This is a genomic window from Noviherbaspirillum album (genome assembly GCF_035916955.1).
In the GTDB taxonomy this organism is placed as follows: Bacteria; Pseudomonadota; Gammaproteobacteria; order Burkholderiales; family Burkholderiaceae_D; genus Noviherbaspirillum; species Noviherbaspirillum album.
On the sequence record NZ_JAWIIV010000001.1, the window covers coordinates 211,268 to 235,009 of the forward strand.

The 23,742-nt window shown below is 55.6% G+C and carries 16 protein-coding genes and 1 pseudogene; 8 read left to right on the forward strand and 9 right to left on the reverse strand.

All coding sequences use genetic code 11. The features are described from left to right. Positions 1 to 46: 46 nt before the first annotated feature. From RY831_RS00930 to RY831_RS00945, 4 genes are all read right to left on the reverse strand, one after another. Entirely contained in the window at positions 47 to 1,060 is a 1,014-nt protein-coding gene (locus tag RY831_RS00930) for a Bug family tripartite tricarboxylate transporter substrate binding protein (RefSeq protein WP_326504456.1), read from the reverse strand. Between the two features lie 77 nt (positions 1,061 to 1,137). Next, on the reverse strand, positions 1,138 to 2,178 hold the full coding sequence (locus tag RY831_RS00935) for a porin (protein WP_326504457.1): 1,041 nt from the start codon (positions 2,176 to 2,178) through the stop codon (positions 1,138 to 1,140). A 63-nt stretch (positions 2,179 to 2,241) separates the two neighbouring features. Next, positions 2,242 to 3,798 (reverse strand): acyl-CoA synthetase, encoded by a 1,557-nt coding sequence (locus RY831_RS00940; RefSeq protein WP_326504458.1) that lies wholly within the window; start codon positions 3,796 to 3,798, stop codon positions 2,242 to 2,244. Between the two features lie 104 nt (positions 3,799 to 3,902). Continuing rightward, positions 3,903 to 4,814, reverse strand: a complete 912-nt coding sequence (locus RY831_RS00945) for a LysR family transcriptional regulator (RefSeq protein ID WP_326504459.1) — start codon at positions 4,812 to 4,814, stop codon at positions 3,903 to 3,905. Between the two features lie 99 nt (positions 4,815 to 4,913). Between RY831_RS00945 and RY831_RS00950 the strand changes: the two genes are divergently transcribed. Further along, positions 4,914 to 6,080 (forward strand): acyl-CoA dehydrogenase family protein, encoded by a 1,167-nt coding sequence (locus RY831_RS00950; protein ID WP_326504460.1) that lies wholly within the window; start codon positions 4,914 to 4,916, stop codon positions 6,078 to 6,080. 146 nt (positions 6,081 to 6,226) lie between these two features. Next, positions 6,227 to 6,347, forward strand: a pseudogene (locus RY831_RS00955) (transposase); the annotation flags it as partial. 780 nt (positions 6,348 to 7,127) lie between these two features. On the opposite strand, the gene RY831_RS00965 reads toward RY831_RS00955, so the two are convergent. After that, the gene (locus tag RY831_RS00965; protein ID WP_326504461.1) at positions 7,128 to 9,362 is read right to left on the reverse strand and encodes an ATP-binding protein; all 2,235 of its coding nucleotides are present in this window, start codon (positions 9,360 to 9,362) and stop codon (positions 7,128 to 7,130) included. Positions 9,363 to 9,697: 335 nt separating this feature from the next. Here RY831_RS00965 and RY831_RS00970 point away from each other — a divergent pair, with 335 nt between their 5' ends. Beyond that, positions 9,698 to 10,123, forward strand: coding sequence for a hypothetical protein (locus RY831_RS00970; RefSeq protein WP_326504462.1), 426 nt, complete (start codon positions 9,698 to 9,700; stop codon positions 10,121 to 10,123). Between the two features lie 64 nt (positions 10,124 to 10,187). Here the strand turns inward: RY831_RS00970 and RY831_RS00975 are convergent, their stop codons facing one another. From RY831_RS00975 to RY831_RS00985, 3 genes are all read right to left on the reverse strand, one after another. Further along, positions 10,188 to 11,099, reverse strand: coding sequence for a ZIP family metal transporter (locus tag RY831_RS00975; protein ID WP_326504463.1), 912 nt, complete (start codon positions 11,097 to 11,099; stop codon positions 10,188 to 10,190). Between the two features lie 307 nt (positions 11,100 to 11,406). Continuing rightward, positions 11,407 to 11,991: an IS630 family transposase gene (locus tag RY831_RS00980; protein WP_326504464.1), complete on the reverse strand. Its 585-nt coding sequence runs from the start codon at positions 11,989 to 11,991 to the stop codon at positions 11,407 to 11,409. Positions 11,992 to 11,998: 7 nt separating this feature from the next. Continuing rightward, the gene (locus tag RY831_RS00985; protein ID WP_437126200.1) at positions 11,999 to 12,298 is read right to left on the reverse strand and encodes a helix-turn-helix domain-containing protein; all 300 of its coding nucleotides are present in this window, start codon (positions 12,296 to 12,298) and stop codon (positions 11,999 to 12,001) included. A 632-nt stretch (positions 12,299 to 12,930) separates the two neighbouring features. Between RY831_RS00985 and RY831_RS00990 the strand changes: the two genes are divergently transcribed. The 4 genes from RY831_RS00990 to RY831_RS01010 all read left to right on the forward strand — a co-directional run bounded on the left by RY831_RS00990 (position 12,931) and on the right by RY831_RS01010 (position 20,743). After that, a complete protein-coding gene (locus RY831_RS00990; protein WP_326504465.1) occupies positions 12,931 to 14,127 on the forward strand; it encodes an NHL domain-containing protein in 1,197 nt (398 codons plus the stop codon). A 1,769-nt stretch (positions 14,128 to 15,896) separates the two neighbouring features. Then, entirely contained in the window at positions 15,897 to 18,476 is a 2,580-nt protein-coding gene (locus RY831_RS01000) for a bifunctional diguanylate cyclase/phosphodiesterase (RefSeq protein ID WP_326504466.1), read from the forward strand. Positions 18,477 to 19,033: 557 nt separating this feature from the next. Then, a complete protein-coding gene (locus tag RY831_RS01005) occupies positions 19,034 to 19,396 on the forward strand; it encodes a 5-carboxymethyl-2-hydroxymuconate Delta-isomerase (RefSeq protein WP_326504467.1) in 363 nt (120 codons plus the stop codon). 252 nt (positions 19,397 to 19,648) lie between these two features. Continuing rightward, a complete protein-coding gene (locus tag RY831_RS01010; protein ID WP_326504468.1) occupies positions 19,649 to 20,743 on the forward strand; it encodes a glutathione S-transferase family protein in 1,095 nt (364 codons plus the stop codon). Between the two features lie 110 nt (positions 20,744 to 20,853). Here the strand turns inward: RY831_RS01010 and RY831_RS01015 are convergent, their stop codons facing one another. Next, on the reverse strand, positions 20,854 to 22,221 hold the full coding sequence (locus RY831_RS01015) for a DUF2254 domain-containing protein (RefSeq protein WP_326504469.1): 1,368 nt from the start codon (positions 22,219 to 22,221) through the stop codon (positions 20,854 to 20,856). Between the two features lie 739 nt (positions 22,222 to 22,960). Between RY831_RS01015 and RY831_RS01020 the strand changes: the two genes are divergently transcribed. Beyond that, positions 22,961 to 23,725 carry an SDR family NAD(P)-dependent oxidoreductase gene (locus tag RY831_RS01020; RefSeq protein ID WP_326504470.1) on the forward strand — a complete coding sequence of 255 codons (765 nt, stop codon included), beginning with the start codon at positions 22,961 to 22,963 and terminating at the stop codon, positions 23,723 to 23,725. Positions 23,726 to 23,742: the final 17 nt, after the last annotated feature.

The window sequence follows — 23,742 nt, forward strand, 5'->3', positions numbered from 1 at the left end:
AGGGTCCTCAATTTCGTCTCTGAACACAGCTCGCAGGAACCAGGCTCTAAGCCTGGATGTTGCCTCGCTTCATCAACGTACCCCACGCCTCGGTTTCGCTCTGCAACCTCTTCTGGATATCGGCGGGCGACAGCAGCTGCCATTCGCTCCAAAGCTGGCGTCTTCTATCGTGCCACTTCGGTGTGTTGTTCGCCGTATTCATGGCATCGGCCAGATGCTTGATGATGGCTGGCGATGTGCCGGCTTTTACAAAATAGGCCGTCCATCCCATCCGGTCATATCCCTTGTGTCCAAGCTCGGCAAAAGTTGGAACTTCGGGCAGGAATTTCGAGCGCTCGTTAGCCGCCACCGCGAGGATGCGCAATTCGCCCTTGGCATAGAACGGCCTCAGGCTGAAGATGTCCAGCACCGCATATTCGAAACGTTCGGCCACCAAGTCCATGAGCGCCGGCACATTGCCCCGGTACGCCGCATGTTCTGCCTTGAATCCGAAATCTTCGCTCACCTGGTATCCGTACAGATGGCCCGGCGTGCCGCTTCCGGTGGATCCGTAGATAGGGTTGCTCTGCCGCTTCTTGATGCTGGCCAGCCATTCGTCCAAGGTCTTTTCCGGGCGCTTTGCGGAAATGGCCAGCGCAGTGGGCGCCTGACCGGAAAGCGCGATCGGAGCGAAGTCCCGGATCGGCAAGAAAGGAAGCTTCTTGTGATAGTTCGGAAGAATGGTCATGGCGGCGTTGCCGAGGAAGATGGTATTGCCGTCCGCCTCGGAATTGATCATCGACTGGGCGGCAATGATTCCGCCAGCACCCGGTTTGTTTTCCACGATGCACGGTACGTTCTTCAGGGCGGGAGCGAGGTCGGTGACAAAGTCCCTCAACCTGAGATCCACCGGGTCGCCTGCTCCCGACTGACTGATGAAGCGGATCGTCTTGCTGGGCCATTCCGATGCCCATGCAGCGGAACCGGGCATTGCGCCTGCCAGCCCTGCGGCCCCCGCGGCTGTCAGCTTGAGGAAATTGCGGCGCGACATGTCCATCGCTGGTGGAATTGTTTTTGCCATCCTGGCCTCCTAAGAATGCTGTGAATGCAGGCTATCCTGCCAAAATTTGCGGCTCGCTCATCATCGTGAAAAGCAAATCAAAAGGTATGCCGGACTCCGACATTGATCGACCGCCCCGAGTCGCCGGAACCAGCCGCGATCGGAATGGCGTTGATGTTGTCGCTGCCATTCGAAGGATTGTCGATCGTCACCAAGCGCGCATACAGTGTTGTTCTCTTGCTCAGCAAATGGTCAATACCGAGCCCGAATGACGTCAACTGATTATCCGTGTCCCGCACATCACGCCTTACTGCTTCGGCAAGCAGCGTGTTCTGCGAGTTCGCTTTCCATATAAGATTGAGCCCCGCATACCGGGCCGAGCGCGTGGCAGGCGCGTCGCTCTTCGACGTTCCGACAAATCCGCCGAGGCGGACGCTGTCGAACCAGTATGCCGCACCTGCGTACTGATGGGTCGATGCATAAGGCTCGGGTGCCGCCGCCGTGATCGTGCTGTACGACCGCTGCACCGCATAGAAGGCATAGAGTGGCCCCTTGTCGTAATCGATGCTGGCGCTTGCACCGCTTCCGCTTCGGGTACTGCCCGCCGTCTCGCCGGCTGCGAGGGCTGCGCGAACGACCACGCCGTTGAAATTGGGTGAAAGATATCCGACGGCATTGTTAAAGCGGGATCCGTAGGGCACGTATCCCGCGCCCTGCGACGAGGTTTTGGAGAGCAGCAGGATTGGCGACGCGAAGGAGTTGAATCGAAACGCGTCGATCTTCCCTAGGCTGTAGAAAGCCGGCGTGAATTGCCTTCCCAGCCGCAGTTCGCCCCAGCCGCCGAACAGGCCGACGTAAGCCTGGCGGCCGAACAGCGAATTGTTGCGGAAGAATTCCGCTCCCGTGTCCGCCGAAAAGCCGGACTCCAGCACGAACTTGGCCTTCAAATTCGGCGCGATCTCTTCGGTTCCGCGAAACCCGACGCGCGAAGCCGACAGTCGGCCGTCATCCAGCCGGGTCGTGCTGTCCGTACCCTTTACATAGCCGAGCGACATGTCGACGATACCGTACACCTCTATCGCCTGCGTGCCTGTCGAAGCGCTCAAGCCCGCCACCAGCAATGCAGCAGAAATTCTCATAATCCTATCTCCCATCATGTTCTGTTCAACTCATCCGATCCGGATTGAATACGTCGCCGTCCGTTATGCGACGCGCCGCGCCTGGCCGCTCCAATAGCGTTCCTTCACATCCTTGCGCGACAGCTTGCCGTTGGCATTCTTGGGAAGCTCGCCGACGAAGTCGACCGAACGCGGCTTCTTGAAGTCCGCCAGATACTGGCGGCAGTGAGCGATCATTTCCTCTTCATTGGCCGCATGCCCGTCGCGCAGAACGACGACGGCTTTGATGGCTTCGCCCCAGACCGGGTCGGGAACGCCGACCACGCAGACTTCGTACACGGCAGGATGCCGGTACATGGCCTGCTCGACTTCCGTCGGATATACATTGAATCCACCGGAAATGATCATGTCCTTCTTGCGGTCGACGATGTACAGGTACCCGCGGTCATCCATGCGCGCCAGATCGCCGGTGTGCAGCCAGCCGTTCTTGACTGTGGCAGCCGACAGCTCGGGTTCGCGCCAGTAGCCTGCGAAGACTTCGGGGCCGCGGATCACGATCTCGCCCACTTCTCCGCAAGCCACCTTATTGCCGTCGTCGTCGACCAGTTGCAATTCCGATTCACTGAAGATGCGTCCGCAGGAGCTCAACAGTTCCTCGCGGCCGCTCTCGATCGCCAGCCTGTGATCTTCGGTGCTCAAGGCCACCAGGCCGCCCGTGGTTTCGCCTGCGCCGTAGCCCTGCGACAGCACCGGGCCGAGGATTTCCCACGCTTCCCTGATGCGCGAGGGAGCCATCGGCGCCGATCCGTACGATATCTGCTTCAGCGAGCTGAGATCGAAGTCGCGCACCCGAGGATGCGCCACCAGCATGTTGATCATGGTCGGTACCGCGAAGCACACCGTCACCTTGTGCTTTTCAATGGACGCCAGAAAAGCTTCCGGCTCGAACCGTTCATGCAGCAGGATGGTGCCGCCCTGGAACAGGAAGGGCTGTATGAACATGCCGCTCGCATGCGTGATGGGCCCCGCCAATGCAAGCACATCGCCGGGTCCGACCCGCATCCGGCTCATGACCACCTTGCGCAGCGATGCCATGCGGTTGCCCACGGTCTGCATCGCCGCCTTGAGCTTGCCGGTGGAGCCGGAAGTGTAATGCAGCACCGCCAGGTCTTCCTCTGCCATTTCGACATCCGGGCTTTCGGCAGCCGCGGCGCGCAGCAAATCCTCGTAGTCGAGGAAACCTTCCTGTTCCGCGCCGATGGCAATGAAGCGGGAAACCGGACCGAGCGAAGATTTCAGGCTGGCGATGGACGCAACATGGGCGGCGCCGGCCAGCATGATGACAGGTTCCGCATTGCTTATCGTGTCGATCACCTCGGCCTGCGACAGACGCGCATTCAGTGCCACCTTCACCAGCCCGGCTTTGTACAACGCACATTCGAGTTCGATCAGCTCCGGCCTGTTCCATGCCTGGACTGCGATGCGATCGCCTTTTTTGGCGCCGAGCGCGAGAAGCGCATTCGCAAGCCGGCTTGACCGTTCGTCGAGTTCGCGGAACGTGGTCACCTTCTCACTAAAAATGATTGCCGGTTGATCAGGCCAGTATTGCGCGTTGCGCGTGATGAATCGACCCTGGTTCATTACACCCCCTATCGTCAGTAGTGAGAAGAATGATAGGAGGCAGCACTACGCGTCGTGATACTTTGCAGCCAAAACTCAATAACGCAGCGGAATAATGCTTTGACTTAAGGACCAGACTGATTGCCTACGGTGGCATAGCCGCGCAGCAATTCGATGAAGCGCATGACTAGCGGAGACAGATAGGCGTTGCGCCGCGTGGTAATTCCGATCACGCGCGGCCACATTGCAAGATGCAGCGGAACCACCTTCAGCCCGGCACCGCTCTGCTGCCGCAGGGTGGATGCACCGATGATGCTCAGCAGATCGGTTGCCTTAACCACACTCAGTAGAGAGGCGATGGAGGAGTCCGATTCGATCACCACGTTGGGAGCCGGCAAACCCTGCTCCGCAAATCGCGCATCGACGGCACGCCGCGCCATGACGGCGGAGTTCGGCAAGATCCAAGACTGCGTGGTCAGGTCCCGAAACTGCAAACTCATCGAGTTGAAAAGCGGGTGCCCCTCGCGCGCGATGACATGTAGATTGTCCGCGAACAGGGGATGCTGGTGGAATTCGGGCCGCTCGGACTGCGAGAGCGCGCTGATGCACAGATCCAAATCGCCCTGCTGTAGCGCGGCGAACAGCTTGTCGTTGAGACCGACCATCACCTGCATGCGCGCCGCCGGCCGCTGTTCCAGCAGTTCCGCGCAGGCATGACCGAAAATCGGCTCGGCATAGGTCGGCGAAATGCCTGCCCGGATCAGGCCTGCCTTTCCAAGCCGCAGGTCGTTCGCCTCCTTGACCGCCTCGTCGAGGCCGAGGCGCGCAATGCGCACACGCTCGTGAAATGCCTCCCCCGCCGCCGTCAGGACCATGCCTTTTGCTGTCCGCTCGAACAAGGACATCTGCAACTCGCTTTCCAGCCGCTGTATTCCCTTGGTGAGCGCAGGCTGGGTCACGCCCATGGATTCGGCAGCGCGCCCGACATGGCCTGCTCCGGCCACAGCCAAGAAATAATCCAGGTCTTCCAATCTCATCCCATTCCCTAGCGTTATTGAAATCGCCGCCCTGATAATCACATTGCTCCGGCCTTATTGTCAATATTGGGCCTGCCTGAACAAATCAAGGAGCAATCGATGCTTTCCCCTTCCGGTCCCGAATTCACGGAAATCCGCCGCCGCCTGCATAATTATCTTCATGCGGAATTGATTCCATTCGAGAAAGATAAGCGCTTGGGCTATGAGGACCAGCTGCCGAAGGAAGCCGTGCGCGGAATCTGGAAGCGCTCCCGCGAACTGGGTCTGTACGGCCTGCAGCTTCCGCGCGAACTCGGCGGCCTGGGGCTCAGCGTCAGTGAACTGTGCGTTTTGAAGGATGATGTGGCCTCTTCCGGCGCCATCCTGTTTCCGCATGTGCTAGGCGACTGGGGAGGGCCGTCGCGGATCGGCAATCTGATCAAATACGCAACGCCCTACCAAATCGAGCACTACATCACGCCCTGCATCCGCGGCGAGAAAGGTGCATGTTTTGCAATGACCGAAGCCGGATCGGGCTCAGACGCGGCCAGCATCAAGACGCGGGCGGTCCGCGAAGGCGATGAGTATGTCATTACCGGTCGCAAACATTACATTACGGCGTCCGCCTTTGCCGATTTTGCCATTGTCATGTGCGTCACCGATCCGGAGAAGGGAGCGGACGGCATTTCCGCCATTCTGGTGGACCTTGACCGGCCCGGCGTTACCCTGTCCTATGACTACCTGCCGATGACCGGCCAGCATGTCGATGCCGACATTGACATGCAGTCGGTGCGCGTACCGGCGGCCAACCTTATAGGCACCGAAGGCAGCGGCTTCAAAATCGCAATGGACCGCGTGAATGTGAACCGGCTGCTGCATTGCCCGACCATGATCGGCCTGGCGCGGCAGGCCTACCGGATGGCCGTCGATTATGCGCATCATCGCCAGCAGTTCGGCGGGCCGATCAGCCGCTTTCAGGCGATCCAGCACATGCTTGCCGACATGGCAACCGCGCTGTATGCCTGCGAAAGCATGGTTATGAACGCGGCTCTGGCAGCCGACGAAGGGCGCGAGGTTCGCAAGGAAGCATCGATGTGCAAGCTGTTCGTATCGGAGCGCTGCTTCGAGATTGCGGACAAAGCCATGCAGATCCACGGCAATGTCGGCGTCACGAAGAATCACCCGGTTGAATTCATCTTCCGCCGTCTACGTCTCTACCGCATCGTGACGGGCACGAGCGAAATTCAGCGCAATACGATTGCGAAGGAGATCCTGAAGAGAGATTGAATCTGCATAATGCATGGCATGCCCGGATCATAAGCAGCATGCGCGGGCGACGCAATGCGTGCAAAAGGCGCAACAGGTTCTGGCGGCGTGCTGGCCCCAGGCCTGCTGGCTCCTGTCGATCTCAAGGTGACGGGGGAATGCCCACGGAAGCCGAGATGCACCAGACGCGCAAAGGCAAGCAGTGGTACTTCGGCATGAAACTGCACATTGGCGTGGACCGCCAAAGCGGACTGGCGCACAGCGCGATGGTGACGCCAGCCAATGTGCATGCAAGCATCCGCTGCGACACCTGCCGCATGGTCGCGAGAAGCGCATGTACGGTGACAGCGCCTATGACGTAGAAAAACCCCGTTTCGTGGCAAAGCGCCGCGGGCAAAGGACTTCACGAACGAGCGAGTGCGCCGGCGCAAGGATGAACCGGCCGACGAAGAATGGTTGCATAACATATTTTCATCACATCGATCCCAGTGGGTAGTGAAGGAAGGTCCTTGGTCACCGCACGAATGGCGGCTTTGAAGCAGGAACTCGTTACTGGTTAGGTGGGCACATTGAACCCAGGCCATAACCGAGCTGCGCGTCTGCTCGGTAATTTCAAACTGCACGGACCGCTGGGTTTTTTGCTGCAATACGATGGCTCGCGGAACTACTCGACCGCCTTGCGTGACGTCGCTGACGCGGAGACTAAGCAGGTCGCAGCCGCGAAGCTTGCTATCAACTGCAAGATTGAACAAAGCCAGATCGCGAGTACGATTCTCCAGTTGCAGCCGGATGCGGATGGCCCAAATTTCCTTCAATTTCAAGGGCGCTTTTTGACCGACGAACTTGCCTTTGTTCCATGCCCGCATGGTAGCGGGCTGAGCTTCGTGGGCATTCATGACTGTCTCCTTCTGCGTATGAAAGGAGACTCATTCTGCTTCACCTATTACCGACGTTCCGCGATCCCAAGCAGACCTAGACGTTTTACATAGTCAGATGTACGACATCAAATACCAAGCAGGTAATACCAATCCCAAGCCATTCCGTGACATGGGATTGGTATAAGGCTGGTCACCTAGTCGATGTCGAAACGTTATTGATCGCGGCCAAAATTCGATCGAGCTGAGCCGTGTCTAGTGGCTTTGCGAAATGATAGTCAAAGCCGGCTGATTTAGACAGGACCCTGTCATGAGCTTGGCTATAGCCAGTTAAAGCAACCATGATGGCTTTTTCATTTTCGGGCCGTGCCCGCAGACGCCGCACCAATTCATAGCCGTTCAAATCCGGTAGGCCAATATCGAGTATATAGAGCTGTGAAGCGCTATCCGCCGCAGTTATCAGGGCCTTTTGCGCATTAGCTTCCACTTTTACCTGGTGTCCCTTTGCCTGCAGTAGGGACGCCAGGCTATGTGCCGCATCTTCATTATCGTCAACGATCAGGATCGCAACTGGCTTGGCGGAGCGGTGTACGTCGGTTTGCCTCTCGCCATCCGGGGCGTCATCCGCGGCTGTTTTATCTAGTGGAAGAACGAGCTCGAAGGTACTGCCCTTGCCCAGGCCGTCGCTACGCGCTTCCACGCGTCCATCGTGAAGCGTCACAATACTTTTCACCAGCGCTAGTCCCAGCCCCAATCCGCCTTGTGAGCGGTCCGGAGTACGCTTTCCCTGCCGGAACAATTCGAAAACGTGCGGAAGCAGAGACGGCTCCATGCCCATACCGTTGTCCGTCACGCTGATCTGTACCCACTCCATTTCGACATCAACGCCGAGGATAATTTCTCCACCTTGCGGGGTGTACTTCGCGGCATTGTTCAGCAGGTTGGCTACTGTCTGAATCAGGCGTGTCCTATCGCCTAAGACCATGGCATGGCCTGCCTTCACGCGTATGTTGAGCGTATGCTTGCGCGACTCTATCAACGGTCGGACTTGTTCGACCGCATCGGCCACGACCGATTTGATGTCGACCTTTTCCTTTTCCAGTTCAGCCAGGCCTCGGGTGACACGGGAAACGTCCAGCAAGTCATCAACAAGCTCGCTCAGATGATCGACCTGCCGCCCAATAATATCGCTCGACCGTTGAACCATCTTGTCATTCGGACCAGCCACCTTCAGAAGCTCTGCTGCGGCGCTGATGGGAGCAAGCGGGTTGCGCAGTTCATGCGCGAGCATGGCCAGGAATTCGTCCTTGGCGGCATTCTGGTCTTCGGCCAGCTTCCGGGCGGTGTGCTCCTTGGCGAGAAGCGAAGCGCGCTCATGCTCGAGCGCTTCTCGATCGGCTCTCTCGGCGGCAAGCCTGGCACCAGCATGATGAAGTGCCGCGTTCAGTACATCAGCCTCCAATACATTCGACGCTCGCATCTCGGGAATGACGCCGTTACCAAGCAGATCAGCCGCCAACACGGCTTCGCCAAATGCATTGGCCATACGTCTTGCGAGCATGAAGACCGCGAGCGCTGCAACCCCGAACACCAGAAGAAAGGCAAGTATGCCGTACAAGACGGCCCGCTTGGCTGGCGCTTCGATCTCGATCTCGGGAACACCAATGGCTATCGACCATTGGGTACGGTCGGTACGAGTGAAGACGCTGTAAACCGGGATGCCGTCCCGGCTAATATTCCTGACATGGCCATTCGGCTGGCCCTGCATGGCCTTGAACAGGTCGGGCGCAACTGCTTTGCCCGCGAACGCAGCTTCATTTTTATTTCGGGCAATACTGACACCGTCGGAACCCACAACTCCTACGATCCAGGAGTCGGGATAGCTATGCGTGTTCAGCAGTCTGCCGAGGTGCTTCGGTTGGATGACCTGCGAAAGCAGGTACTCTTTGCCGGCCGAGGTGACAACAGGCACATTGACCGAGACGACTGGTGCGTTTCCAATCTTTCCCTGTCTTAGATCGGATACGGTGACCTTGCGCTGAGCAAAGGCGGCAGGAATCCAGTCATAAGTGACATCAGACAGATTGGTGCCAAAAGGCTTCTGGGTATGGAGTAGAACCCTGCCATCGGGGCTATACAGCCCAAGCGAAGAATCGGTTCTTGTATTGACTTTGTTTAGCAGTTCGTAGAAGGACGCAAGATCGCCGTTCTGCAGATAATTTGAGTATGCAAGAACCTGGAGTGTCCCTTCGATATTTGCAATCTCCTGGTCGATATCCAACGCGATGGCCGCTGCTTTTGCTTCAACCAGACTTATTCGGGCTTCGCGTTCATTTTCCAGAAGTAGGTATAGCCCCCAAGTCGCGAAAATCACTGTGGGTGCAAGAATAAGGGCAACCATCAGGGTTAAATAGTTGCGAGTTTTCAATGTATTCTAACCCTGTTAGATAGCCATGTTCACGAGGGAGGATGAGTACGGCAATAACATCTGAAGGCGTATAGCAAGCGCAACGCAGCATTTTAGCTTATTTCACATTTGTAATTTCATGGGGGCACACTGATGCTTCCTCAATAAATGCCATACCCAATCAATAATGCTATTTTCGCAACAAAATGAATTGAAATGGCTGGAAAATTTCTATTGTGGCATTGCCACACAGACCGATCCAGCCAGCAGGTTGACGCTCGTCAACTTGACGTCTAGAAGCGAAGCTATGCACTTGTGTCCCGCGTCGTACTGTCGATAATGCATGGCTTTGCCACATGACTAAAGGGAACGAAGTGGGCGTGTTACAGGACAATGTATGGGTTGAATTGGTTGGCAAAATCATCATCGCGCGACTGAGGGGAGATGTAAGCGTAGAGATGCTTAACGAGCGTCACCAGCGCATTTGCCAGATTCGCCGGGATACCAGCTGTAGCCGAGTATTGCTGGATGACCTGGAAATGACCGCTATGTCGTACCCAGCAGTCGAGGTCCAGCAGGCGTTGAACATAGAACTGGAATCATTGGATTTCCAGATCGCCATCGTTGTCCCAAACAGTCGGTTGGCCTACCTTGCCCGTATCCAGTTTGGCGATATCAATCATCGTGTGTTCTACAACGATATGGCTGAAGCGACGGCATGGCTGATGCAGTCGACGTGCTCCGCTCTGCCAGTGACGACTATCGATCGGCTTCCAATCTGATGTCACACTTTGCTTAACCGGTTTCGTCTGCATGTATTTGAAGCCCACCCGGCTGACGTCTGGATCAACCAAGTGCCGTGTCCAGCAGCATCATTAACACGAATCCAATCATCAAACCGCCGGTTGCCAGGGTCTCATGACCAGCCCGGTGCGATTCGGGAATGATTTCGTGGCTGATAATGTAGAGCATCGCCCCTGCCGCAAATGCCAGCCCCCAAGGCAGAAACATGTTCGATATCCCGATCACCGCGGCGCCCATTACCGCAGCAAGGGGTTCGACCAGACCGGACGCTGCGCCGATACCCACAGCTGTGGTACGACCATATCCTACGCCACGCAATGTAGCGGCTACTACCAAACCTTCAGGTACATCCTGGATAGAAATGCCGGTTGTCAGTGCAGTTGCTCCGACATTGTCCGTTCCTGCATATGCCACGCCAATGGCAAGTCCCTCCGGGAAATTGTGGAGCACAATGGCCCATACAAACAGCCACGCCCGTTTTAGCCGATGGGCGTGCATACCTTCCACACCTTTCACAAAATGCTCATGTGGAACAAGCTTATCCATTGCCAGAAGGAGCGCAGCTCCTAACAAAATACCTCCTCCAGTGATAAGGCCTGCACCCCAAGCGCTGAAACCTTGTACCCCGCTGGCCTCCAATGCCGGCATGATCAAGGAAAAAACGCTGGCTGCCAGCATCACGCCCGCGCCGAAACCCAGCAAACCGTCAAACGTACGTTGCGAAAACTGTTGCGCGAACAAAACAGGCAGTGTGCCTAGAAAGGTGGCGAGAGCAGGCATGGCTCCACCTTGGAGTGCTGCGGCGATACGCGGATCGTAATGCATCAGTATGCGATGCGTCATATAGAACAGCAGCACCAGCCCAACGAATATCCCTAGACCCAGTATGTAATGTCGCCCGGTGGCAGGTGCGGAAATCTTTGTCGTGTCCAGTGAAGACGGTGGAGGCGCCATGAAATAATCTTTCCTTTGATGTAACAGACCCGCTGTGCCTGCTGTTGCCGTAGAAATGCCAACTTGAAAACCTATTCCTGCTAGATATCATTAGAAAGACTTGGTTTCGAAATTTTTCGCCTCTTGTTTGCCTCTTCACAACCGTGCTGGAAGTAGCGGCAGATTGCGGCTTTTCTCTTAGGCGAATCAATCCTAGCGCGGTCGGTTTGGCCCAGTAGTCGGTCACGCTTCAAATTTCGGATAGAGGTACTTTAGTTTGATGCGCGCGTTAGTTGTGCGGAATTGCCAGTCGATACCCGTTTGCCGGCTATTGCGTGTCTCGGCCCAATCCCTGGCAAGCGTCGGCGACGCGTCCACACTCACCGATGCGCTGGTCCAGGCATTGCCGTGTCAGCGCGCTCAACTCCGGCTCGGCCATGTTTAACCAACTGCCATGCTTGGGCGTATGCAACAGGTCCAGTTTGCGTGCCAGCCGCAGCGCCTCGTCCGGTGCAAATGCCTCGTACAGCGATGCCAATCGGTGGGTGTTGAGGTTGTCACATACCAGCGTGATCCGCTCGGCCTGCCTATAGCAGGGTGCATCCACCACCTCCTTGATGTGCTGCGCCCAATCAACGGCCGTGCGGCGTTCGCTCACCGCGACCGTACGCCAACCGGCCAAGGGCTCGACGAACATACAAGCCACGCACACCCCGCGTCGTGCATACTCGAAATCTTCTCGAACCGTCCCGTCCGGTGCAACCACCGGCTCACGCACTTCGTCGATCAATTGTTTGGGCTGTTCATCCATGCAAACGACTGGGTAGCGTGCATCGTACGGCCGGGCGTATACTTCCAGCACCTGCTCCATCTGGCAGGCAAACTCGGCATCATGAGCGGCGGGATGCACCATTGCTCTTTCAGCCACGGTTTGAAGTCGTTTTTTTGAGTGTGCGCCGCACGGTTTCGCGTGAAATCGCATCGACAACGCGCAGCTCCACCAGTTTGTCGGCCAGCAAATTCAAGGTCCAGCCAGCCGCATCTTCCGGGGCGCGTGAACAGGCCAGCTTGACTAACTGCGCTTCGCCAGCACCGTCGAGCTTGCGGCTGGTTGGCCGCGTGGCATAGTGGCGCTCAAACAGCGCCGCAAGCCCTTCCTGCACTGCGCGCTTGCGCCAGTTCTCCAGACTGCGGGACGTCATGCCGAACGCTTCGGCAATGCGTGCATCCGTCCAGCTCGGTCAGCCGTCGCTTTGGTCCATCTTGAGCAAGGCATGCGCCAGTCGGATCTTCCATGCCGCCGATTTGCCTGTTCGCACCATTGCTGCCATTCATGTCCGCTCTTGCGCAGTGAGTTGCAGCACATATTTCCGGTTCATCACAGTCTCCTGGACAGCCAATCCCCTTGGACCGCTTTAAAACAAAAAAGTGAGCAGTGTCAGACTACTAGGCGAGGCCGAGGTGGTTTGCCGGCGAAACAAGGCGTGGTGACGCGACATGGCGGGCTCGGCGCCCCCACACAACGCAGTGTCGCCGGCAAAGCAGCCGGGATCGTCAGTCCGGTCAGAGCGAAAGCGATCTACTGCCGAGTCCGGCCAAAAGAAGTCAGAAGCAGAAGACAAGGCAGGCAACGTATACGTAGTTGATAGCTGGAATATGAACGTCCGCAAAATCATACCTGAAGGCAGAGTGAGCATATTTGCCGGAGCCCCTCCTGAAGTTGACTACTGAAGCAAGAAATCTCATGCGTAGAGGTGTTCTACAACCTTTTTCATACCATTTTTTGGCAAAAACAGTAAAGTTGATGGTTTGCTATAAAAATCTGAAAACTATAGACGTTTGGGAGTTCTAAATGAAAGTTCGTTCCGGGGCCAATTTCAAATTGTCTGATCTAGATGGCCGCAAAGGCATTGTGCGAGGCATCGGCGCGTTAAGCATCTTCCTGACGATCGCTGCATGTGGCGGAGGGGATGGCACATCGAGCACTTCCGGCACGGCACAAAAATCCGTCGTCGAACTGATTGCCGGAAGCACGGAGACCGAATCAAATTATTCAATTCCCTCCGGTCCCGGCATTGGGGCCATGGATGGAGTGGGCGCCGCAGCTCGTTTCAGGAAGCCGACAGCTCTTGCACAAGGCCCTTCGGGCAACCTCTATGTCGCAGACAAGGGGAATTTTACAATCCGGAAAATTTCCGCGACGGGCGTTGTCAGCACCTTGGCCGGCAAGCCTAGGGTAATTGGTCCGTTCCCAAGCGGAATAACCGATGGTATCGGGAGCGAGGCATTATTCAACGGACCAATGAGCATCGCAGTGGATGCAGCGGAGAATGTTTATGTAGCCGATAGGTTGATTTCTAACGGTGATGTGGAGAGACAGGGTGACTATGCAATCAGAAAGATCACTCCTTCGGGCCAAGTCAGCACGCTGGCAGTTGTCCAGGTAAGCGGCCCTTTGCAAAGCAGATGCAACGACGTCGGCCTTGCGGCGGGGCCTGATAATTCTATTTATATCGCAGAAGGTTATTTTATTAAAAAAATCAGCCCCTCTGGAGCGGTAAGCAATTTTGTCGGGACGGCTAATCCCATCGCTGGCACGCCGACCTTGTACGCCTGTAGCATAGCTTTTGATGCGACCGGCAATCTTTATTCGATTGCGTACGGATATACTTCGCTCTTGCAGAAAATCTCTCCCGACGGCAGGGTTGACACCATCGCAGGTAATTTTATGCCCTATGGCAGCGAGCCGTTGAACTTGGATGGAATGGGAGACAAAGCTCGGTTTTCTTCATCCACCGGAATCGCAGTGGACACTGACGGAACGATCTATATCACCACTGACAGTGTGCTCGGTGATGGAATCCGGAAGATAAGGCAGGATGGCTCGGTAAGTACTGTCATGGGAGGTCAGCCGTTCAAGGGTTCTCAGGCGCTTACGCTGGGAAGCGAGGCGCCTAGAATACCAGGCCCTCAAGGCATTGTTAGAATAGGTCCGAGAAAATTCGCAGTTACGACGGGAAATGCTGTCGTAAGCGTGGAAAATCCTTGAAATACATTCAACGTATTCAATTCGATTAGACCATGGAAATTTGTCGGGTGAAGTCAAAAATCTTCGTTCCAACATATTAGCTCGGTTTTTTTAACGCTAACGATTAACTTTCTGATTAATTTATTCGAGCTCCTAATGATCCAGGATACGGACAAGGCCAAAGCTTGTGTTGGATGAAGGTCGCCCAATCGAGGAGATAGACTGCCACTGGATTTAGACATCTTCATACTGCTTTCAATAGCATAGAGACTTGAACGGCCAAATTTAATATCGATGCTGTATGGACTGAAGAGGGGAAACAATGCGACTTCCTGCCTAACACATAGGTTTCAATCTGATGACCATTCCGACAGACGCCAATGTTTCGGTCAAGTGACAGACAAGCCGGGACACGCATGCTCACTTCGTCCATAGCGGCAGAACCGTCCTATGCCCTTTACCTCGATCGTTGAATGTCCGCTATCGTGAAAGCCGAGAGGCCGGTAAGGGTCGACTTGGAACAGTTGATAAATATGAGTGAACGTCTGCTCTTGCACAGGAAGCTGCCGCTGACCGCGTACCCTTAACCTGCCATAGTGAACCGAGCTCACGGAACCAATCTGTCATCGCAATCCAGGGCTCGGCGTTGCGGCAGGGCGGAGCCGTGTGCAAAATCATCGGTCGGTGTACAAATAGCGCTAGTCGAAGAATACCCATGCACTGGAGCGCGTTCACACTGATTTTCTGGTGCCACGCACCGGTATTCAATGGAGTGCCCTTGACCGATAAGCTCAAGAGCATTGGCCGGAGTTGGCTGGCGCTGGACGGCAGAACGACAAAAGCGCCGCTGGGTGGAAAAGAAACGGGCCGAACCCGTGCGACCCCGGCAACGGCGGCGTCAAGCGCAGCCTGCTCACTGAGCCCCCGGTGTTCCGTTGACCATTGAAGTGGCTGCGGCTAACCGGCATGACATGAAGCTTGAGCGTTCAGCCGTAACGAAAGAGGGAGTTAGTGCTACACCCACCGCAAGCAACTTATTGATTCGGCCCGAAAAATGGTTGATTGTTCGGGCCGCTGATCTCCCCCTCTCCCTCTGGGAGAGGGCCGGGGCGAGGGAATCCGGCTCAACATATTTTCGGGCCGGATCTGTAATGCTGTTCAGAATTACAGCCGCTTCATTAATGTTGTCCATGAGGGCGCTTTACGCTACTCGATTTCGAGGCAATACGGATCCATTCCTGTCTGCGCAATAGGCTCACTCAACTCTCAGCGAATGCCTGCCGCCTGAACTGCAAGTGAGAAACATTAATCAATGGTGATCTGCATTCCATCGCGTTGCTACTGTGTGTGCTGGCGGCACGCCTCTGCCGTGCTTGACTCACCCAGCTGTTCGATCAGGCCAGCGATGTCGCCAATCGGGCTGAAACGGTTGGGACCGATGGCCTCATCGTTATCCACTGACATCTTGCAGCTCGACATACGTTCTCCCCAGCACGTATTGCGGCTACTCACTATTGCGACTGCTCAGAAATGTCGTAGTACATGGGGGAATCCTTCGTCCCACGTAACATCAAAGCTTACTTTGCGCGATAGAAAACATCACTTTTTCGTCATAACAATACCAACTACCGAGCGTCGTCGTGATCGACCAAAAAACTTCTCAATCCGGACGGTCTGTACGAAGCATTCTGCTTTCCCTAGTCCTGGCGTGTCTGCTCCCCGGCGTGATCGGGGCGATTGTCCTATTCACGCTTCAGTACCAAGCAGGCCGCGTACAACAGGAAAGGGACATGATCCATACCGCCCGGGCGTTAGCGCAAGCGGTGGACGGCCATCTGCTTCGGGTTCAGGCAACCGCTGAGGCCCTGGCTACTGCGGATTCATTGGTTCAGGGGCATTTTGAGCGATTTCATGAGCGGGCGCAGAAAGCCATTGCCGACGCCGGGATCGGCTCCAATGTTGTATTGAGGAATAATGCGGAGCAACTGATTCTCAATACCTCAAAGGAATATGGTGCTCCACTTCCACCTCAGCCATCGCGCGATCATGTTCGGCGGGTTTTCGCGACCGGGCAGCCTGCCGCATCGGATCTTTTTAAAGTCCCGCAGTATAAGCATCCCATCATCAGCCTTGATGTCCCTGTGGTAATCGACGGCGTGGTCACCTATTCATTAGGTATCGGTGTCTTACCAGAGCATTTTCAAGCGATTTTGAAGGCACAAGATTTGCCGTCGGACTGGGTAGCCGGCATTCTCGACAGCGGCGGGACTATCGTTGGCCGCAACTTATCCCTCGACGAGTTCATTGGCAAAAAAGCCAGCAACAAACTTCTTGAGGCGATGATGACGGCTCCGGAGGGGGCAGTAGAAGCGACGACGAACGAAGGCATTTCAACATTGACATTCTATCGGCGCTCTCCCGTCACTGGCTGGTCAGTCGCGATCGGCATTCCGCAAGATTCAATAAGCGATGCACTTTCCGCCCCTCGTACCAGTCTTGCGCTGGGTGTAATAGCGCTGTTTGTGCTCGGTCTCACACTTGCATGGTTCAAGGGAGGAAAAATTGCTCGCTCCTTTAATGTTCTTATCGCCCCGTCTGCCGCTTTGGGGGCTGGAGCTCCGGCGATAATTCCCCATACCGGCATCCAGGAGGCGGATAAAGTCGCCGCAGCCCTGGGGCGCGCCAGCACGCTGCTTAACGCGAAGGACGCGCAGTTGCTGGAGGCGCATCGCCTAGCCAGAATCGGTACCTGGTCTTGGGATGTGCGTACCGGCCAAGTAACGTCGTCCGAGTCGCTCGCTGCCGTTTGCGGGCGAGAAGTTCCACCATTCGCCGAACAGCGGGGAACATTTCTCACCGAAGAATCATGGGACTGTGTGAATACTGCGGCGCAAGAGGCAATACGAACCGGTAAGGGTTATGACCTTGAAATACAGGTCAATCACGGCAGCGGGTCAACAATCTGGATGAACGCCAAATGCGAGGCTGTCCAAGATGAGCGGGGCGAAGTAATTGAATTGCACGGGACGCTCCAGGACATAAGTGAACGAAAGCTGTCCGAACGCCAGATCCGCGATGCTGCTTTGCATGACATCCTGACCGGATTGCCCAATCGAGCCCTGGTCATGGAGTATTGCGAACACTTGCTTGCTGCTGCCAATCGGGGGCATAGCCAAGGTGCGCTCTTGTTCATTGACCTCGATCGGTTCAAACCCATCAATGACCTCTACGGGCATGAGACCGGCGACGAAGTATTAAAGGAGATTAGCAATCGACTGCTTGCGTGTACGCGTGACGAAGACCTGGTCGGTCGGCTCGGCGGTGACGAGTTTGTGGTCATCCTCTCTTACATTAACGCTGACCGGCATCGCGCCGCCGTTGTTGCCCGGCACATCATAGACAGTCTTAGTCGGCCGATTTCCGTCAATGGGCTGGAGCTCGGTGTGTCGGCTTCGATTGGCATAAGTTATTTCCCACATCACGCACGTGATGTCGGCGGGCTGATCCACACCGCGGACCTCGCTATGTACCACTGCAAGAAGACGGGAAAGGCAAGTTTTCGTTTCTATACAACGGAACTTGAAAAGCAGGCAGAAGAAGAAATCCTGATCGAGCTTAGGCTTAAGAAAGCCCTTGCGCAAGGGGGTTTTCGTCTGCATTACCAGCCAGTGATCGATATCAAGAGTGGAAAGTTAATCGGTGCCGAGGCTCTTGTGCGGCTTGAGGACGGCCAGGGCGCGACTCTTGGCCCCGACAGATTCGTTCCTGTTGCAGAGGCGACCGGCCTGATTGCCGACCTCGGGCAATGGGTTGTGGAAGAGGCGTGCCGGCAGCATAGGATTTGGTTAAGACAAGGCATGGCGCTGACGATCGCAATTAACGTGTCGCCTCTGCAGTTCAGGCATCCAACGTTCGCCAAAAAGCTTGGAGAGATTATTTCAGAAACCGGAATGAGTCCGGGCAGCATTGAAATTGAAGTCACCGAAAGTGCGGTCATGGACGATGTCAATGAAGCCGTCGATATCCTGAACAGGATCAAGTCGCTCGGAGTACGCATCGCGTTAGACGATTTCGGCACCGGTTACTCCAGCCTGAGCAGTCTGACTAGCTTGCCACTGGATAAGCTGAAGGTCGATCAGTCGTTCATACGGCATATTGAGCGTGACCATGCGTCTCGCGCCGTCACTGAAGCCATACTTTCATTGGGTCGCAGCTTGCGGCTCGATGTTCATGGTGAAGGCATCGAGTCAGAGTACGAACTGCAGTATCTGTCGGAACATGGTTGCAATCAGGCCCAAGGATACTTGTTCAGCCGTCCCTTGCCGGCCCATGAGTTTGCACTGTGGTGTCGGCAACGCGAAGCAGCCTGATAGATGCTTGCTGAATAAACTGAGAGTCGACGCCTCCTGCCGAAAATCCACTTCATTGCGAATGGGAACATTCGCGTATAGGCAGGAAAACGGCTGTTTATAGATCCGGCCCGAAAATATGTTGGGCCGGATCCCCTCACCCCGACCCTCTCCCAAAGGGGGAGGGTGAAATCAGCAGTCCGAAAAATGAACCATTTTTCGGGCCGAATCAATAGGATCGACAAGGTAGTACACGCCGCGACGGCGACCGTACGGAACCTGGCATGAAGCCGACAGTGCTAATCAGACGACAGGCGCCGCTCGGCAAGAAACGGTCAGCGGTCAGCGGTCAGGCCTTCCAGGACATGGTGTCCACGCTGATGAATGTTGAGGTGCATGCAACGGTGCAGTCATGTGGTCATGCGTGGTTTGTCAATTCGGTTAAGCCGCTTACCTGCACCTCGAGGCCTATCGCGGCTGCCGTTGGCACCGCTATCGGAAATTTGCGAGTCCGATTTTGGCCGGCTCCCATCCATGCTAATCTTGCATTCCGCGATTCAACACTAAACAGGTCATAAATGCCCCATCTCTTCGTCGAGTACAGTGAAAACCTTGCGCAGTTCGATGCCGCGGCTTGCCTGGCCACGGCAAATGCTGAACTTGTGGCCTCAGGCCACTTTGAGGAAGTCGACATCAAGAGTCGCGCCTGTTGCGTTGCAGCGTTCCGCGTGGGATCCGCACCTGCAGGACGTGCCTTCGTCGCCGCTCGCTTGTCCATACTTTCCGGTCGCAGCCCCGAAGCTAAGCAAGATCTTTCACAACGGGTATTGAAAGCATTGCAGCAGCATCTTCCATCAGGCACCGGTTTGAACACGCAGTTGTCTGTCGAAGTTGTAGACATCGACCGCTCCAGCTATGCCAAAGCCGTAGTTGAGACCTGAAAATTCGTAGAAGCCGACACCGCCTTGCGGCTCGACCTAAATAACCGGTTGGGCGTTCGCTGGCGGGAGACTCGAACGGCAGGTAAACGGCGATAGCGCCTTTCCGAGTCTTGGAATTACTGTGCGGAAGGTGGTTTATCGCCGCCGAAGATGGACCATCTCAGGAAAACAAATTATAGTACGAGCGTGCTTTTTGCTGTTAGCATAGCCATCTCACGGCGCCAGCAACGGCGCATAGCTGCCGGAGGGGTCATGCAGAACGAATCATATAAGTTGTACGGTGCAGACATCAGTTACTTCACGGGGAAGGTGCGAGCCTATCTGCGCTGGAAGAATATTCCGTTTGAAGAAATCGCATCCGATGCCGGTGTCTATAAGGAGATAATTCTTCCACGAGTGGGATTTCCCGTTATTCCCGTCGTGATCGCGCCAGATGGCAGATGTCTGCAAGACAGCACGGAAATCATCGATACGCTGGAATCATGCCACACCGGACCATCGGTCTATCCGGATACGCCGCGCCAGCGTCTCGCTTCGCTGTTACTGGAAACATATGGTGACGAGTGGCTGGTCATACCGGCGATGCATTATCGGTGGCATTACAACAGGGACTGGGCAATCCAGGCGTTTGGAGCACTTAATGCGCCCGATGCGTCAGCCGAGCAGCAGCGGGAGATCGGAGCCCGTCGTGCCGGGCCCTTTGCCAATGCCGCTGTTCTGCTCGGAGCGGAGCCGCACATGCATTCCGCTATTGAAGCTTCTTACGAATGCCTTCTGGCCGACTTGTCCCGGCACTTCGCATGCCATCCTTTCCTGTTCGGCGATCGGCCCTCCATTGCCGACTTCGGCCTTATCGGCCCGCTCTATGCTCATCAATACCGGGATCCGAAAAGCGGCGACCACATGCGCAAGACAGCCCCGCTTGTGGCGCAATGGGTCGAGCGAATGCAGAACCCAATACCGCTGAGTGGAGCCTTTCTGCCCAATGACGAAATACCGCAGACCTTGCTTCCGGTATTGCGGCGGATGTTCATCGAACAGTTACCGGTACTTGCCGATTCTGCTCGCCATGTGCGGCAGTGGATAATGGAACATCCGGACGAAGCACTACCTCGCGTCATCGGCAAGCATGCATTCATGCTCGAAGGGCGGGAAGGCCAACGCATTATCCGTCCGTACAGTCTCTGGATGCTGCAGCGTGCCCGCGACTATTATCGGTCGCTAGATTCGGAAAACAAGGCTGAGACCGACGCCATGCTGCGCACGGTAGGTGGAGAGGTATTCCTCGGCTTTGAGGACCCGCCGAGACTGGCGCGAGCAGGCCTGAGCGTTAAGGTCGCGCAATGATATTCACATCCATGTACCGACGACAGGTGATGGGTAACTTGATGGCCTGATCGGGCTTGAGGCCAATACCAAAGCGGCCAGGTTCATGGGAGAGGTAAATGTACTGTAGTTCAAGGCCTGCTTACTGGAGCGCAATCCAACATCTTGGTTGACTCGGATAAGTCAAGCACTGCATCAGTGCGTTTGACGGAATCCCGTATGCGCTGAAGCGCCTCGTCGGCTTTCAAACCGCGCAGTGCGGCTTGTTCAATTTGTCTGACATGCAACCTAAGCGTCGCCAGCCTTTGCCTTGCGCAGGTCCCATAGGCGATTTGCTCCAGCGCGAGCAGCATGCGCAACAGGACCTCTGTATTCCCTTCCGCGCTCTCCAGTATCTGGCTGAACGAAAGCGATACAAGCTCGGCGAAATCCGGCCGGCGAGCAATGACGCGCAAGGTATCGCCTTCATAGCTGCGAAGCGAAACCATAGAACGTTGGGCGCACCGGGTGAGAATGACCGCAATATGCTCGATACACGATACTGCGGTCGTCGTATCGTTGATGCTAGGCGACAGGGCCTTGAGCGCGATGTCAACCAGTTGCCGTATGCCGAAGGCGGGATCTTGTTCAATGGTGCGATAGATTCCCACGGCAACAACGCGGTTCAGGTCCCGGCAGGTTGATGCGTCAGGGGGATGCTCCATTGCCACCGATGCGAATGGCCGTCCCGGCGCGATAAACTCGCCGACCTTGGACTCCATGCGTACCACCGTGTTGCGCTCGCATGCGAAGGCAAGCACACTGCCGGCATTGATCCCCTGGATGTAACCCATCGCATCGGCCAGAATCGGGTACCAGCGCTGGCCGGCTTGAAGTTCATGCGCCTCCGGCATCTCCGATCCATTGCGGATTTCGTCTGGAAAAAGTCTGTCGACGGCACGCAAGGTATCGCGGGTGATGGAGGCAGTAATTTCCGACGCCTGGATGGTCGAGGAAATATGATGGATAAAGAAGATAAGGAATCCGCTCGCGATGATCGCAAGAATCACCGCGGTGAGGACAGCAAGTGACGGAACAAACTTCCATTCGTCGTCGTCGCTGATGGTTCGCATCACCACCAGGCAATAAATCCACACGCCGACGAATACCCCTAGCACGACCTGGTTGGCCCGGTCCCGCATGAAATTGCGCAGCACTCGCGATGTGTACTGGCTCGATGTCAGCGAAAGAGCAACAATTGTGATTGAGAAAACGACGCCTGCCACCGTCGCCATCGAGCCGGCAATTGCCGACAATACACCGCGAGCGCCCTCGGCTTCATTGGCGAGCAAGCGCGGCCAACGCGCCAGGAGCCTGTCATCGTAAATCTGGTCCAGTTCGATCAGAGAGAAAGCCAGCAGGATGGCGAATATAACGATCAGCGCCGGCACGAACCAGAAACTGGAACGGATCCGAATCAGCAGTTCGTGCGGTCGTCCCTTGCGCAGAAAATTCAGCATGGAGCCGTAATTGCCATGACGCCGGTGCCACTTGAAAGCGTAGCGCTATTACCGGCAGCGGCTGAGAAGATGATTGCTCGTTTCGCGAAAATGGGCAGCTCCTAATGGAAATAAAATGCCGACACGAATATGTATGGTTGCTTAGGATTCGTGCATCGTCGAGCCTTGGCTCAGGGAGACAGGGTTGGTATCCATAAGCGAAGCGAGTGTGGAACCGAAAGCAAGGTTGGCAACGAGTGCGAATGAGTTGATCTTCGACAACTTTCGATTGCCGCTCAAGCGCAAAAGCAGCACTAGTCCCGCATAATCGATCCATCAATCGCGAGCGTGCGGAAGACTTTTCCCAGTTCTACAAAAACACCAGATGTTGCCTTTCTATTTTCAGTAACCACTCGGTTAGATCCTAGCCTAGATTACCAAAACGACCAATCTCATCATCGAAGCAGATCAAATTCCGGACAGTGGCATACGACGTGCTTGATGTTGACCATGATCATTGAATGAGCCATTGGACGAAGTATGAACTCGAGTGGTTGCCAGTATTCTCAACGTATCCAGTGAAATGCAAGCGTAACCGGGGAAATCGGAGTTCCCGCTTTTCTGATTGACGCGTTCCGGCATGCGGTGATACAGGTTGTTCTCGGAAGCCCCTATCACTGCGGTCCGATTTATAGCATCTGCAACTATTGCTGCAGCCTATTGATCAGAGATTCATGATCGTCATTTCTGGAGACCGCGTATGAAGCTTTACGGAAAAGTCGCACTGGTAACCGGTGCTGCACAAGGCATTGGCAAGGCAATTGCGCTGCGGCTTGCCCAGGAAGGTGCCGACATCATCGTACATGCACTGCCTGACGATCCCCTGGCGGAAGACACGCTTACCCAGGTTACGGCCTTGGGCCGCCGTGGCTGCATATGTTTTGGCGACATCAGCAAGGTGGAAGACGACCAGCGTGCAATCAAGGAAGGGGTAGATCGATTAGGGAAAATCGACCTGCTTGTTAACAACGCTGGCATTGAAATCAAGGCGGCGCTCGAAGAGACGACGGAAGAGGCCTATCAACGTGTGCTTGACATCAATCTCAAAGGCGTTTTCTTTACAATCCAAGCCTTCGTGAAGTACCTGCGGGAATCTGGCCGAACCGGCAAGATTGTCAATATCAGTTCAGTGCATGAAGAACTGCCCTTCCCCGGTTTTAGCAGTTACTGCATGAGCAAGGGCGGTATGAAGATGATGACCCGCAATCTTGCCGTAGAGCTTGGGCCGCTCGGCATTACCGTCAACAATGTCGCTCCTGGGGCGATACGCACGCCAATCAATGCTGCATTACTTTCCGATAAAGACAAGGTCGCTGCACTGATCGACAATATTCCGTTGAAACGAATGGGCAAGCCGGACGATGTTGCAGGCGTCGTCGCCTTTCTTTGTTCGCCCGACGCCGATTACGTCACCGGAACGACAATGTATGTCGACGGTGGTCTGCTTTGGAATTACGCCGAGTAATAATCCGCTGTCACGAA

Excerpts from the sequence above, each read along its gene's own strand:
- RY831_RS00950 (WP_326504460.1), top strand. The coding sequence starts at position 4,914 with ATGCTTTCCCCTTCCGGTCCCGAATTCACGGAAATCCGCCGCCGCCTG.
- RY831_RS00970 (WP_326504462.1), top strand. The coding sequence starts at position 9,698 with ATGACTAAAGGGAACGAAGTGGGCGTGTTACAGGACAATGTATGGGTT.
- RY831_RS01020 (WP_326504470.1), top strand. The coding sequence starts at position 22,961 with ATGAAGCTTTACGGAAAAGTCGCACTGGTAACCGGTGCTGCACAAGGC.
- RY831_RS00930 (WP_326504456.1), bottom strand. The coding sequence starts at position 1,060 with ATGGCAAAAACAATTCCACCAGCGATGGACATGTCGCGCCGCAATTTC.
- RY831_RS00945 (WP_326504459.1), bottom strand. The coding sequence starts at position 4,814 with ATGAGATTGGAAGACCTGGATTATTTCTTGGCTGTGGCCGGAGCAGGC.
- RY831_RS01005 (WP_326504467.1), top strand. The coding sequence starts at position 19,034 with ATGCCCCATCTCTTCGTCGAGTACAGTGAAAACCTTGCGCAGTTCGAT.
- RY831_RS01000 (WP_326504466.1), top strand. The coding sequence starts at position 15,897 with ATGATCCATACCGCCCGGGCGTTAGCGCAAGCGGTGGACGGCCATCTG.
- RY831_RS00975 (WP_326504463.1), bottom strand. The coding sequence starts at position 11,099 with ATGGCGCCTCCACCGTCTTCACTGGACACGACAAAGATTTCCGCACCT.
- RY831_RS00935 (WP_326504457.1), bottom strand. The coding sequence starts at position 2,178 with ATGAGAATTTCTGCTGCATTGCTGGTGGCGGGCTTGAGCGCTTCGACA.
- RY831_RS00990 (WP_326504465.1), top strand. The coding sequence starts at position 12,931 with ATGAAAGTTCGTTCCGGGGCCAATTTCAAATTGTCTGATCTAGATGGC.
- RY831_RS00980 (WP_326504464.1), bottom strand. The coding sequence starts at position 11,991 with ATGGTGCATCCCGCCGCTCATGATGCCGAGTTTGCCTGCCAGATGGAG.
- RY831_RS01010 (WP_326504468.1), top strand. The coding sequence starts at position 19,649 with ATGCAGAACGAATCATATAAGTTGTACGGTGCAGACATCAGTTACTTC.
- RY831_RS00940 (WP_326504458.1), bottom strand. The coding sequence starts at position 3,798 with ATGAACCAGGGTCGATTCATCACGCGCAACGCGCAATACTGGCCTGAT.
- RY831_RS01015 (WP_326504469.1), bottom strand. The coding sequence starts at position 22,221 with ATGCTGAATTTTCTGCGCAAGGGACGACCGCACGAACTGCTGATTCGG.